This is a genomic window from Streptomyces caeruleatus, from assembly GCF_001514235.1.
Classification (GTDB): domain Bacteria; phylum Actinomycetota; class Actinomycetes; order Streptomycetales; family Streptomycetaceae; genus Streptomyces; species Streptomyces caeruleatus.
Genome location: NZ_KQ948927.1, coordinates 126,770 through 139,109 on the forward strand (window position 1 = coordinate 126,770; position 12,340 = coordinate 139,109).

General features: G+C 71.6%; 9 protein-coding genes. 2 read left to right on the plus strand and 7 right to left on the minus strand.

Annotation, left to right across the window (positions count from 1 at the left end; translation table 11 throughout):
• Window positions 1–43: 43 nt before the first annotated feature.
• A complete protein-coding gene (locus AQJ67_RS12975) occupies window positions 44–3,544 on the plus strand; it encodes an AfsR/SARP family transcriptional regulator (protein WP_244190449.1) in 3,501 nt (1,166 codons plus the stop codon).
• Between the two features lie 23 nt (window positions 3,545–3,567).
• On the opposite strand, the gene AQJ67_RS12980 is transcribed toward AQJ67_RS12975, so the two are convergent.
• The 6 genes from AQJ67_RS12980 to AQJ67_RS13005 all read right to left on the minus strand — a co-directional run bounded on the left by AQJ67_RS12980 (window position 3,568) and on the right by AQJ67_RS13005 (window position 10,621).
• Complete coding sequence (locus AQJ67_RS12980) at window positions 3,568–4,449, minus strand: ABC transporter permease (RefSeq protein ID WP_244190450.1); 882 nt, start codon at window positions 4,447–4,449, stop codon at window positions 3,568–3,570.
• Window positions 4,446–5,471: an ATP-binding cassette domain-containing protein gene (locus AQJ67_RS12985; protein ID WP_062718748.1), complete on the minus strand. Its 1,026-nt coding sequence runs from the start codon at window positions 5,469–5,471 to the stop codon at window positions 4,446–4,448. Before AQJ67_RS12985 ends, AQJ67_RS12980 begins: the two co-directional genes overlap by 4 nt.
• Window positions 5,472–5,641: 170 nt before the next feature.
• Window positions 5,642–6,874 carry an MFS transporter gene (locus AQJ67_RS12990; RefSeq protein WP_062718750.1) on the minus strand — a complete coding sequence of 411 codons (1,233 nt, stop codon included), beginning with the start codon at window positions 6,872–6,874 and terminating at the stop codon, window positions 5,642–5,644.
• 180 nt (window positions 6,875–7,054) lie between these two features.
• Window positions 7,055–8,116: an endonuclease/exonuclease/phosphatase family protein gene (locus tag AQJ67_RS12995; protein WP_062718753.1), complete on the minus strand. Its 1,062-nt coding sequence runs from the start codon at window positions 8,114–8,116 to the stop codon at window positions 7,055–7,057.
• A 188-nt stretch (window positions 8,117–8,304) separates the two neighbouring features.
• Window positions 8,305–8,934: a TetR/AcrR family transcriptional regulator gene (locus AQJ67_RS13000; protein ID WP_062718755.1), complete on the minus strand. Its 630-nt coding sequence runs from the start codon at window positions 8,932–8,934 to the stop codon at window positions 8,305–8,307.
• Window positions 8,935–9,034: 100 nt separating this feature from the next.
• Window positions 9,035–10,621, minus strand: a complete 1,587-nt coding sequence (locus AQJ67_RS13005; protein WP_062718757.1) for an MFS transporter — start codon at window positions 10,619–10,621, stop codon at window positions 9,035–9,037.
• A 193-nt stretch (window positions 10,622–10,814) separates the two neighbouring features.
• On the opposite strand from AQJ67_RS13005, the gene panB reads away from it, so the two are divergent.
• Window positions 10,815–11,690, plus strand: coding sequence for a 3-methyl-2-oxobutanoate hydroxymethyltransferase (panB, locus tag AQJ67_RS13010; protein WP_062718759.1), 876 nt, complete (start codon window positions 10,815–10,817; stop codon window positions 11,688–11,690).
• Between the two features lie 188 nt (window positions 11,691–11,878).
• On the opposite strand, the gene AQJ67_RS13015 is transcribed toward panB, so the two are convergent.
• Complete coding sequence (locus AQJ67_RS13015; protein ID WP_062718761.1) at window positions 11,879–12,301, minus strand: MerR family transcriptional regulator; 423 nt, start codon at window positions 12,299–12,301, stop codon at window positions 11,879–11,881.
• Window positions 12,302–12,340: the final 39 nt, after the last annotated feature.

Below are 12,340 nucleotides of genomic sequence, written 5' to 3' on the forward strand. Positions count from 1 at the left end.
AAAACCGGTGACTGTCCCCGAGGGCACCGGAGACAATGGGCCAGTGCGCTATCGCATCCTCGGCACCACGCAGGCATTCCGCCCCGACGGCACGGTCGTCCCGGTCGGCGGCGCGCGGCTGCGTGCGCTGCTGACGGTGCTCGCACTGCGTCCCTGCCGCACCGTCCCCGCGGGCCTCCTGGTCGACGAGGTCTGGGCCGGCGACCCGCCCGCCGACGCCTCGGGCGCTCTGCAGGCTTTGGTCGGCCGCTTGCGCCGCGCCCTGGGCGCCGACGCCGTCGCCTCCGTGGAGGGCGGATACCGGCTCACCGCCCCGCCCGACGACATCGACCTGCACCGCTTCGAACGCCTCGTCGGCGAGGGCACGCGCGCGTTGGCCGGCGGTGACCCGGCGAAGGCGGCCGTCGTCCTGGATGACGGCCTCGCCCTGTGGCGCGGCCCCGCCCTCGCCGACCTGCCCGACCGCACCGCCGAAGTGGCCCGCTGGGAGACCCGGCGCCTCGCCGCACTGCGCGCCCGCCACACCGCCGCCCTCGCCCTCGGCCACCCCGAACAGTCCCTGCCCGAGCTGGCCGCCCTGTGCGACACCCACCCCTTGGACGAACCTCTCCACGCCCTGCGCCTGCGCGCCCTGCGCCTGCGCGCCCTGCGCGACGCGGGCCGCACGGCGGAGGCGCTGGCCGCCTACGAGGACGTACGACGACTGCTGGCGGACCGGCTCGGTTCCGACCTGGGGCCCGAACTGCGCGCGCTGCATGGGGAGTTGCTTCGGTCGGGGGAAAGTGCGTACGGGGCAGGGGGCGGTCCGCGGGCACGTGACGGGCTCAAACAGGCCCACGGTGCGTCGCGTGCCGCCCGCGACGGCCAAGGGGCCCGGCCCCGCGGCGACTTCGACGTGAGGGCCCGCCGTCCGGCGTTCGCGGGTGCGTCCGGCATGTCGGCGGGTGCCGGCACGGGCACGTCCGGTGGCGGGTGGGGGTGGGATGGGGCCGCTGGGTCGAAGGGTGCCGCGCAGGTTGGGGGTGGGGGCTGTTCCGGCAACCTCCGCGCCCGTCTCACCTCCTTCGTCGGACGTGAAGCCGACATCGAGGCCATCCGCGGTGATCTCACCACCACCCGGCTCGTCACCCTGCTCGGCCCCGGCGGCGCCGGTAAGACGCGGCTGTCGCAGGAGGCCGCCGAGAGCGTGCGGGACGGGGCGCCGGACGGGGTGTGGCTGGCCGAGCTCGCGCCGGTCGACGTCCCCGACGGGGTGCCGGAGGCCGTGCTCACCGCTGTCGGCGCCCGCGAGACCGTGCTGTACGGCGCCGGGGCCGAGGCCATGCGCGCCGGATCGGAACGGCACGACGACCCTGTCGAGCGGCTCGCCGAGCACTTCGGCAAGCGACGGATCCTGCTGATCCTCGACAACTGCGAGCATGTCGTCGAGGCCGCCGCCCGCCTAGTGGCGGAGCTGCTGGAGCGCTGCCCGGAGCTGACGGTGCTGGCCACCAGCCGCGAACCCCTCGGCGTACCGGGGGAGTTGCTGCGGCCCGTCGAGCCGCTGCCGGAGCCCGTCGCGCTGCGGCTGCTCGCCGACCGGGGCGCGGCCGCCCGGCCCGGCTTCCGGGTCGACGCCGACGACGAGACCGCGGCGGCCTGCGTGGAGATCTGCCGGCGTCTCGACGGCCTCCCGCTCGCCATCGAGCTCGCCGCCGCCCGGCTGCGGATGCTGACGGCACGCCAGATTGCCGACCGGCTCGACGACCGCTTCCGACTCCTCACCTCCGGCAGTCGTACCGTCCGGCCCCGCCAGCAGACCCTCCGGGCGGTCGTCGACTGGTCCTGGGAGCTGCTGAACGAGGACGAACGGGAGGTGCTGCGGCGGCTGTCCGTCTTCGCGGGCGGCTGTGACCTCACGGCCGCCGAGGCCGTCTGCGGTCCCGCCGCCCTCGACACCCTCGGCTCGCTCGTCGACAAGTCCCTGGTGGTGGCCGCCCCTTCGGCGGACGGCGCGATGCGCTACCGGCTCCTGGAGACCGTCGCCGAGTACGCGGGCGAGCGCCTCGACGAGACGGGACGGCGTCCGCGGGCCGAGCGCGCGCATCTGACGTACTACCGCGAGCTCGCCCGCGCCACCGACCCGTTGCTGCGGGGCCCCGGCCAGCTCGCCGCGATCAGGCGGCTGGAGCGCGAGTACGAGAACCTGCGGATCGCCCTGCGCCACGCCGTCGCCGACGGCGACGAGCAGGAGGGGCTGTGCCTGATCCTGTCGCTGTCCTGGTACTGGCAGATGCGCGATCTGCGGATCGAGGCCCGCAACTGGTCCCGTGAGGTGCACACCCTCGGCCCGGACCCGTTCGCCGAGCCGGTCCGTCGCGCGCGGCCCGTGCGGGAGCGGTGCACGGACGCCCCGCCGCCGTGGACGGGGGAGATCCTCGACGAGGCCCGGCGCGGAGTCCATCTCGTCCATCTCGCCTGCATGGACACCGAGCTGGACTTCTGGCAGACCCCCGAGGCACAGGCCAAACTGCGTGCCATCGCCGCCACCTACGAGCCCGGCATGCCGCAGACCTGCCGGCTTCCCGGCTCCCTTTGGTTCTTCGCCGTCATGCTCACCGGGGACATGGAGCGGCTGCGGGAGGTCGTCGACGCCACCGTCCGCACGTCCCGTGAGACGCCCGGGTACGACTGGGAGCTCGCCGCGAGCCTGCACGCGCGGGCCAACCTGCTCGCCAACCGCAGCGACTGGGCGGGCGACGCCACCCGCGACGCCGACGAGGCGCTGGAGATCTACGAGCGCCTCGGTGACCTCTGGGGCACCGCCGAAGCCCTCTCCGCGCGGGCCGAGGCATGCGAGCGCAAGGGCGAGTGGGAGGCCGCCGCCGCCAACTACGAGGCGGCCATCGAGCGGGCTGAACGGCTCGGCGCCCGCGCCCAGATCTCCGTCCTCAACGCCCGCCTCGGCAACGCGCTGATCGAGGCCGGCGAGACCGAGCGCGGTGAACGCCTGCTGCACGAGGTGATCGCTCACCGGGACGGCGCGCGCAACGAGGCGATGCCGGCCGCCCGGATGTTCCTCGCCGGCCACCTCGGCATGACCGGCCGCATCGTCGAGGCACGGGAGCAACTGCGGCTGCTGCGCCAGGAGTTCGCCGTCGCCGGCTTCGTCCTCTTCGACGCCGTCATCCTCGGCTCGGAGGCCTGGCTGGAGTCCGTCGACGGCCGCCATGAGGAGTGCCTGGTCAAGGTCCGCCGGGCGCTGGAGCGGGCCGCTGACCCGCTGTCCCTGGCCATCGCGCCCAGCATGCGCACCCTGCTCCTGCACATCGCCGGCCATGCCCTCGCCGGCCTCGACGACGGCGGACGCGCCCGCGACGGTGCCCTCTGCGTCAGTGCCGGCGACACGCTGCTGCCGCCCGGCCATGTCCGGACGCGCATCGAACGCGAGACCCGCGCACGGGCCACGCGCAGGCTGCGCGCGGTACTGGGGGACGCGGCCTACGAGTCGGCGTACGCCGAGGGCGGCGGCCTCTCTCCCGACGAGGCCGCCGCCCTCGTCTGACACGCACCGGCTCCCCGGCCGTGTCAGCTCTTCGTACGGAACTTGTGGATGGCGATCGGCGCCATGATCGCCGTGATGGCGACCGACCAGCCCAGCGTCACCCACAGGTCGTGCGCGACCGGGCCGCCCACCATCAGGCCGCGCGCGGCGTCCGCGAGCGTGGACAGCGGGTTGTAGTCGGTGAAGGCCTGGAGCCAGCCCGGCATCGAGGTCGTGGGCGCGAAGATCGACGAGCCGAACTGGAGCGGGAACAGCACCAGGAAGCCCATGGCCTGCACGGACTGCGCGTTCTTCATGATCACGCCGAGGGTGAGGAACACCCACATGATCGACGAGGCGAACGCCGTGGACAGGGCCACCGTCGCGAACAGACCGGGCCAGTTGGTGATGTCGAACCCGACGGCCACGGAGACGATCATCAGCACGGTGGTCGCGAACAGCATCCGCAGCAGTTCCACCGAGATCTTCGCGAACAGCACCGAACCGCGTCCGATCGGCAGGGACCGGAAGCGGTCCATGACACCGGAGTTGAAGTCCTGGCTGAACCCGGTGCCGACGCCCTGCGACAGCGTCATGCTCATCATCGCGATCATGCCCGGGATCACGTACTGCACGTACTGGTCCTGGCCGCCGCCGAGCGCCTGCCCGATCGAGCCGCCGAACACGAACACGAACAGCAGGGTGAAGATCACCGGCATCAGCAGCGCGTCGGCCATCGACTCCGGGTCCTGCCGGATCCACAGCAGATTGCGGCGGACGAGGGCGCCGGTGTGCCGAAGGTGCGCGCGCAGGGTGATGCGGGCGTCGTCGGTGCCGGTGGCCACGGGGGCCGGGGTGACAGTGTTCGAAGGGGCGGCGCGAAGCGCCTCGTTCAGGGTGGTGGTGGGCGACGGGTGGGAGCTCATACGGCGACCTCCTCGCGGGCGTCGGCGGGCGTGGCGTCCTGCGGGGCACTGGCGCGGTGGCCGGTGAGGGACAGGAACACCTCGTCCAGGCTGGGCAGTTCGGTGGTGATGGAGGCGAGCGTGATGCCCTGCGCGGTGACCGCGCCGACGATGGCGGTGAGCTGCTCGTCGCTGAGCACCGGGACGAGCAGGGTGCCGGCCTCGGTGTCCACGGTGGTGGTCGCGAGGCCGGTGATGCCGAGGTCGTCGAGGTAGCCGGCGAGGGGCCGCAGCTGCAGGGCGTCGGCCGGCCGGATCCGCAGGGTCCGCCCGCCGACCTTGGCCTTCAGCTCCTCGATGCCGCCGCCCGCGATGACCTTGCCCCGGTCGACGACGGTCAGCTCGGAGGCGAGCTGCTCGGCCTCCTCCATGTACTGGGTGGTCAGCAGCACGGTCACACCGTCCCCCACCATGGCCTTGACCTCGTCCCACACCTCGTTGCGGGTGCGCGGGTCGAGGCCGGTGGTCGGCTCGTCCAGGAACAGCACCGACGGCCGCCCGATCATGGATGCGGCCAGATCGAGCCGCCGCCGCATGCCACCGGAGTACGTGCCGGCGGGCCGCTTGGCCGCCTCGGTCAGCGAGAACCGCTCCAGCAGCTCATCGGCACGCGCGCGTGCGTCCTTGCGGGGCAGATCGAGCAGCCGCCCGATCAGATACAGGTTCTCCCACCCGGGAAGCTTCTCGTCCACGGAGGCGTACTGCCCGGTCAGCCCGATCACCCGCCGCAACTGCCGAGGCTGCCGTACGACGTCGTACCCGGCGACGACGGCCTTCCCGGCGTCCGGCGCCAGCAGCGTGGACAGGATCCGCACCAGGGTGGTCTTCCCGGCCCCGTTAGGCCCGAGCACCCCCATCACGGTGCCCTCCCGCACCTCCAGATCCACCCCGTCCAGCGCCTTGGTCTCGCCGTAGTGCTTGACCAACCCCCGTACCGAGACAGCCACACCGGCACCGCCCGGTTCCTTCTCCATTCGCGTCATGAGAACGACGGTGCCAGCCCCCACCGACAAACCACCGACAGCTCACCGACAGCCGACCCGCCGCCCCAGGGGCCCGGAGGGCCCCCTAGGGGCGCGGGGAACTGCGCGACCAGCCACGACGGCGCAGCACCCGACAGACCACACACCGCGGCACATCCGTAGTCGAACCGTCAGTGTCGAACCGCCTCGACCCGCTCCGGAACACGCCCCGCGACGACCCGCTCCCGCGCCCCCAGCGAAGCGCCCCGCGGAGCACGACGCCGATCGACGGCATACGCGACGGAAGCGACCCCAAGCCCAAGCACCGCCAGCCCGGAGCCCACCAGCGCCGGAGACGTCACACCGAACCCGGCCGCCAGGGCAAGGCCACCGACCCACGCGCCGCCGGCATTCGCGAGATTGAAGGCGGCCTGGTTGGCCGAGGAAGCCAGGGACGGGGCCGACGACGCCTTCTCCATCACCATCAGGTTGAGCGGGGACCCGGTCACGAACGCCGCCATGCCGAGCAGCGCCACCGCCAGCGCCGCACTCCACGCCGTGGACATCAGCAGCGGGAACAGCGCCAGCACCGCGACCAGCGACAGCAGGCCCCCGAACAGGGTCCTGCGCATCGAGTGGTCCGCAAGCCGCCCGCCCAGCAGGTTCCCGACGGTCGCACCCACACCGAACAGCGCCAGCAGCACCGTCACACTGGCGTCGGCGTACCCGGCGGCGTCGGTCAGCATCGGCGTGATGTAGCTGTACGCGGCGAACAGCGCGCCGAAGCCCGCGACCGTCGTGCCGAGCGCCAGCCACACCGGCAGGGAGCGCAGGGCGGCCAGCTCGCCGCGCAGGCCGGCCGGCGGAGCGGCGTGCGCCTTGCCGCGCGGGATGAGCAGCGCCAGCGCGGCCATCGCGGCCAGACCGATGGTGCTCACGCCGAGGAAGGTGGCCCGCCAGCCGAGGCTCTGCCCCATCAGCGTGGCCACGGGAACGCCCGCGACGTTGGCCATCGTCAGGCCCAGGAACATCAGCGACACGGAGCGTGCCTTGCGTTCCGGCGCGACCATGCCGGTCGCCACGACCGCGCCGACGCCGAAGAAGGCGCCGTGCGGCAGACCGCTCAGGAAGCGGGCGGCCATCAGCCAGTCGTAGGTCGGGGCGAAGGCCGACAGGGCGTTGCCCGTGACGAACAGGGCCATGAGGCCGATCAGGACCGTGCGACGCGGCATCCGGGCCGTGACCGCCGCCAGCAGCGGGGCGCCGATGACGACGCCGAGCGCGTACGCCGAGACCAGGTGCCCGGCGGTGGGGATCGAGATGTCCAGGTCGTTCGCGACTTCGGGCAGGAGGCCCATCATCACGAACTCGGTCGTACCTATGCCGAAGGCGCCGACGGCCAGGGCGAGCAGGGCCAGGGGCATGAAAAGAGCCTGTGCCTTTCAGGGGGTCGAGAGCAGGGTTCCGAACTTTGTATGTTCAGTTACGGAACAAAGCCTCTCAGGCCCAGTATTCCGGCAGCTGACGATCAGGTTGCCGAAACCCGTCCAGACGCGGCCGGTCAGCCGCCCACCACGGGCTGACCAGGGGTTTTCACAAGCGCGTCAGGACGCGGATGTGTCGACCTTCACACGCGCCGCCACCGGCAGGTGGTCACTCCCGGTCGCCGGAAGCGTCCACGAGCTCATCGGCTCGACCCCCCGCACCATGATCTGGTCGATCCGCGCCATCGGGAACGACGCCGGCCAGCTGAACCCCATCCCGCTGCCCGAGGCGCCCTGCGTGGAACGCATCTGCGCGGTGACGGCGCGCAGCGCGCGGTCGTTCATCGTGCCGTTCAGGTCACCGAGCAGGACGACATTCCGCACCGGCTCGTCTGCGATGGCCTCACCCAGCGCGTTGGCGCTCTTGTCGCGCTGCCGGGCGGTGAACCCGGCCTCCACCTTCACCCGTACCGACGGCAGATGGGCGACGTACACCGCGACCTGCCCGGCCGGCGTGGCCACCGCGGCCCGCATCGCGCGGGTCCAGCCCAGCTTGATGTCGACGGGCTTGACGCCGCTCAGCGGGTACTTGCTCCACAGTCCGACGGTGCCCTGCACCGTGTGGTACTTGTACGTCGCCGCCAGCGCAGCCTCGTACGTCGGGACCGCAGCCGTCGTCAGCTCCTCCAGCGCGACGACGTCGGCGCCGGACGCCGCCACGTCCCGGGCGGTGCCGGCCGGATCGGCGTTGTCCGCGTTGACGTTGTGCGTGGCCACCGTCAGGTCGCCGCCGGTGCCGGTCTTGTCGGTGAGCTGGCCGCCGAAGAGGTTCAGCCAGACGATCGCCGGGAGCAGCACGGCGATGAGCGCGGTCGCGGACCTGCGCACCAGGGCCAGCAGGATCAGCACCGGGATGCACAGGCCCAGCCAGGGCAGGAACGTCTCGGTCAGGCTGCCGAGGTTGCCGATCGCGTTCGGGATCTTCGCGTGCAGCCCCATCACCAGGGCGAGGATCGCCGCGAGCGCGGCCAGCACGATCCCGCGACGCCAGATCCGCCGATCGCCGCGCCAGCCCGCTGCCAGGCCTTTCAGGCGGTTCGTCAGGCGCCGAAGCCCGGATTCCCGGCGCTCGGGTCCCGAGCCGCCGTTGTCCGTCTCCGTCACGTACGCCTGCTGCGCCATACCGTCGCCTCACTACCTGCCGTGCACACCGTCGTCCCCCCGCGCCCACAGAAACCCTAGGGGATGATCGGCTCCGTTCATGCCGTACTCATGACGGCCGTACGGGGGCGAGGACGTACAAGTCGCCTTCGGGAGTTCCGGTTGCGGCGGGGGAAAGCGCGCTCTGTGACGAAACGCGCACATGTGAGCTACGGGGAGGGCGAACTGACGGGCCGTAGACCTTCCAGCACGGCGTCGGCCATCTGCTCCGCGAGCCCTTCCGGAAGGTCGGCGTCCGGCCGCATGACGGCACGCACCAGCATCGGGCCGAAGATCATGTCGTTCATCACGTCGACGTCGAGGTCCGTGCGCAACTCGCCGTTGGCCTGCCCACGGCGCAGGATCGCGTGCTGTTTCCTGCGCCGCGGCTCGACGACGATCGCGTGGTAGGCGTCCCAGATCTTCGGGGTGCTCTTCATCTGGGCGATGACGTTGTGCAGGAGCACCGACGAACGGGTCATCAGACCGCGCTGGCGCAACTGCTCCAGCAGCGCCACGAGGTCGTCGCGCATGGAGGTGCCGGGCAGTTCGGGGTCCGGGGGTTCGGCGGCGCGCACGACGTCGACGAAGAGCTCCTCCTTGCCGCGCCAGCGACGGTAGATGGTGGCCTTGCCGACGCCCGCGGTCCGGGCGATGCGCTCGATGGAGAGCTCTGCGAGCGGCACGCCGTCCTCCAGCAGCTTCAGGATGCCCTCCATGATGGCCCGTTCCACGGCCTCGCTGCGGGGGCGGCCCCTGACCGGGCCGTCGTGCCGGGGGTGGCTGTCGGCGAGGCTCACGTGGTTGGTCCTTTCGCTGGGCTGTGCTGATTCTCCCCCCGGTTCTCCTCCCGGTACGACAGGTCCCGCACGCGGCGCCCGCCGACGGCCCCGCCCGCTGCTACTCGGTGGACACCAACTCCCGCTTGCCCTCGTCCTCCTGAGCCGGCGTCGGCCGCCCCGGCAGGAACAGCGCCACGACCACCGCGCCGAGCACCGCGACGCCCGCGCCCCACAGCGCCGTGACGTGCATGGAGTGCAGGAAGGCGTCGTGGGCCGCGCCGACGAGGGAGTCGCCCTTCGGGCCGAGCCGGTCCGCGAAGCCGAGCGTGGCCTCGATGGACTCGCCCGCGGTGTGCCGTACGCCCTCGGGCAGCACCGTGAGCCGGTCCTCGATGCCGTTGCGGTAGGCCGTCGACATGACGGAGCCGAGGACGGCGATGCCGAGTGCGCCGCCGACCTGGCGGAAGGTGTTGCTGAGGGCGGAGGCGGAGCCGGCCTTCTCGCGGGGCAGGGCCTGCATGATGACGACGCTGACCGGGGTCATGATGTGTGCCATCGCAGCGCCCATCAGGAAGAACACGACCTCCAGCAGCCAGATCGGCGTGTCCGCCTCGAAGGTGGCGAACGCGGCCAGCGTGAGCGCGATCAGCAGCATGGCGCCGGTGGTCGTGGCCCGGTTGCCGAACCGGTCGACGACGAGCCGGGCGCGCGGCGCGAAGATCATCTGGGCGGCGGCGAGCGGCAGCATCAGCAGACCGGTCTCCAGCGGCGAGTAGCCGCGCACGCTCTGGGTGTAGAAGACCGAGAAGAAGGTCACGCCCATCAGGGCGAAGAAGACCAGCGCGATGACGCCGATCGCGGCCGAGAAGACCTTGTTGCGGAAGTACGTGACATCGATGGACGGATGGTCGCTGCGCTTCTCGAACACCACGAAGGCGGCGAGGACGGCGAGCCCGGCGGCGATCGTCGCGAGGACGGTGGCGTCCGTGAAGTCGGCGAGCTGGCCGCCCTTGATGATGCCGTAGACGAGCAGGACGAGCCCGACGACGGAGAGCACGACGCCGATCGGGTCGATCCGCCCCGGGTTCGGATCACGCGAGTCCGGCACCAGCCACAGCATCAGCGCGAGCGCCAGCAGCACGATCGGCACGTTGATGAGGAAGACGGACCCCCACCAGAAGTGGTCGAGCAGCACACCGCCGGTGATCGGCCCGATGGCGATGGCGAGCCCGACGCCGCCCGCCCAGATGCCGATGGCCTTGGGCTGCTCGTCGCGCTCGAAGACGTTCATGAGGACGGCGAGGGTGGCCGGCATGACGAAGGCGGCACCGAGGCCCATCACCGAGCGGAAGGCGATCAGCTCGCCGGGCGAGCCGGAGAACGCGGCGAGGGCGGAGCCGATGCCGAAGACCGCGAGCCCGCCCAGCAGGACCTTCTTGCGGCCGAGCCGGTCACCGAGGATGCCCGCGCTGAACAGCAGGCCGGCGAAGACGAGCGTGTAGGCGTTGATCGCCCACTCCAGCTCGCTCTGGGTGGCGCCCAGGCCGGTCGGGGCCGGGGTCGAGATGGTCTTGATGGCGACGTTGAGGATGGAGTTGTCGAGGACGACGATCAGCAGGCTCAGCATCAGCACGCCGAGGATCGCCCAGCGGCGCCGGTGCACGGCTTCCGGTATGCGGGGGGCTGTGGCGGCGGGAGAAGTCATGCTGTCGAACGTACCTGATTTACGATACGGAACCGTCTCGTATCTTAATTTCTTACCGAGAACTTACGTGCGGCGGCCACGCGGCGGAAGTCACGCGGCACGGCCTAGCCCTCCCTGGCACGAAGTGCCACCATGGAGGGGAGTCCGGGGACGCCGTCAGGGCGCCTCGAGATGACGTGAAGGAGCCGTTGCAATGACGCAGCTTTCGGCTGCCCAGACGCCACAGGCGAAGACCTCCGACGGCAGCAAGGCGCTGTACGGGGGGAAGGGCACCCGCCGCATCACTGTCCGGGACATCGCACTCGCCAAGGAGCGGGGCGAGAAGTGGCCCATGCTCACCGCCTACGACGCGATGACCGCGTCCGTCTTCGACGAGGCCGGCATCCCGGTCATGCTCGTCGGCGACTCGGCGGGCAACTGTCACCTCGGATACGAGACCACCGTGCCCGTCACGCTCGACGAGATGACCATGCTGTCGGCCGCCGTCGTACGGGGCACCTCGCGCGCCCTGATCGTCGGCGACCTGCCCTTCGGTTCCTACCAGGAGGGCCCGGTGCAGGCGCTGCGCTCGGCGACCCGGCTGGTCAAGGAAGCCGGCGTCGGCGCGGTCAAGCTGGAGGGCGGCGAGCGCTCCCACGACCAGATCCGCCTGCTCGTCGAGTCCGGCATCCCGGTCATGGCCCACATCGGCCTGACCCCCCAGTCCGTCAACGCCATGGGCTACCGCGTCCAGGGCCGCGGCGAGGAGGCGGCCCAGCAGCTGCTGCGCGACGCCAAGGCGGTCCAGGACGCGGGCGCCTTCGCGGTCGTCCTCGAACTGGTCCCGGCGGAGCTCGCGGCCGAGGTCACCCGCGTCCTGCACATCCCGACGGTCGGCATCGGCGCCGGTCCGGAGACGGACGCGCAGGTCCTGGTCTGGACGGACATGCTGGGCCTGACCGGCGGCCGCGTCCCCAAGTTCGTCAAGCAGTACGCCAACCTCCGCGAGGTCATGGGCAACGCGGCGAAGGCGTTCGCGGACGACGTCGTCGGCGGAACGTTCCCGCTGGAGGAGCACTCCGTCCACTGAGCCCCACCGGGGCCCACAGAGCCACTGCGGCACCACCACGACAGCCCGCCGATCTTCCCCCGTCGGCGGGCTGTCTGCCTTTGCGCCTAAGCCGGCGCCGCTCTCGCGGAGGTGGTTGCTCGCCGTCGTGGTGGCTCAATTGATGGTTGCTGTGTGGGGCGGGAGGGAAGGGCTGGGCCGTGCTTCCCTCAGGCCGTCGGGTCCCAGAGGCCGTCGGCCTGTCCGCGGGCGAGGTGGTCGGCGTAGACGCCGACCTTCCAGGCGATGACCGACCGGCACTCCTCCAACGCCCGGATCTGCTCCTCGACGCGCTGCTGATGGGCGTCGAGAAGCCGCAGGCGCTCGGTCTCGTTGCCCGGGCCCTGCCGCACCAGCTCGGCGAAGCGCTTGAGGTCGGCGAGCGGCATACCGGACTCACGCAGCTTGACGCAGATCAGCAGCCAGTCGACGTCCACGCGCGTGTACCGGCGCCGACCGCCCGTCGTACGCCGCACCGGTCCGACCAGCAGCCCCTCGCGCTCGTAGAAACGCAGGGCGTGCACGCTGAGTCCGGTCCGCTCGGCGACCTCGCCGATGCTCAGTGACTCCCCGCGAGTCTCGGCAGTCGTCATACGGCCCAGCCTAGGAGCCGGCCCAGGACTTGATCTAGA

Excerpts from the sequence above, each read along its gene's own strand:
- AQJ67_RS12980 (WP_244190450.1), bottom strand. The coding sequence starts at position 4,449 with ATGAGCTCCCACCCGTCGCCCACCACCACCCTGAACGAGGCGCTTCGC.
- AQJ67_RS12985 (WP_062718748.1), bottom strand. The coding sequence starts at position 5,471 with ATGACGCGAATGGAGAAGGAACCGGGCGGTGCCGGTGTGGCTGTCTCG.
- AQJ67_RS12990 (WP_062718750.1), bottom strand. The coding sequence starts at position 6,874 with ATGCCCCTGGCCCTGCTCGCCCTGGCCGTCGGCGCCTTCGGCATAGGT.
- AQJ67_RS12995 (WP_062718753.1), bottom strand. The coding sequence starts at position 8,116 with ATGGCGCAGCAGGCGTACGTGACGGAGACGGACAACGGCGGCTCGGGA.
- AQJ67_RS13005 (WP_062718757.1), bottom strand. The coding sequence starts at position 10,621 with ATGACTTCTCCCGCCGCCACAGCCCCCCGCATACCGGAAGCCGTGCAC.
- panB (WP_062718759.1), top strand. The coding sequence starts at position 10,815 with ATGACGCAGCTTTCGGCTGCCCAGACGCCACAGGCGAAGACCTCCGAC.
- AQJ67_RS13015 (WP_062718761.1), bottom strand. The coding sequence starts at position 12,301 with ATGACGACTGCCGAGACTCGCGGGGAGTCACTGAGCATCGGCGAGGTC.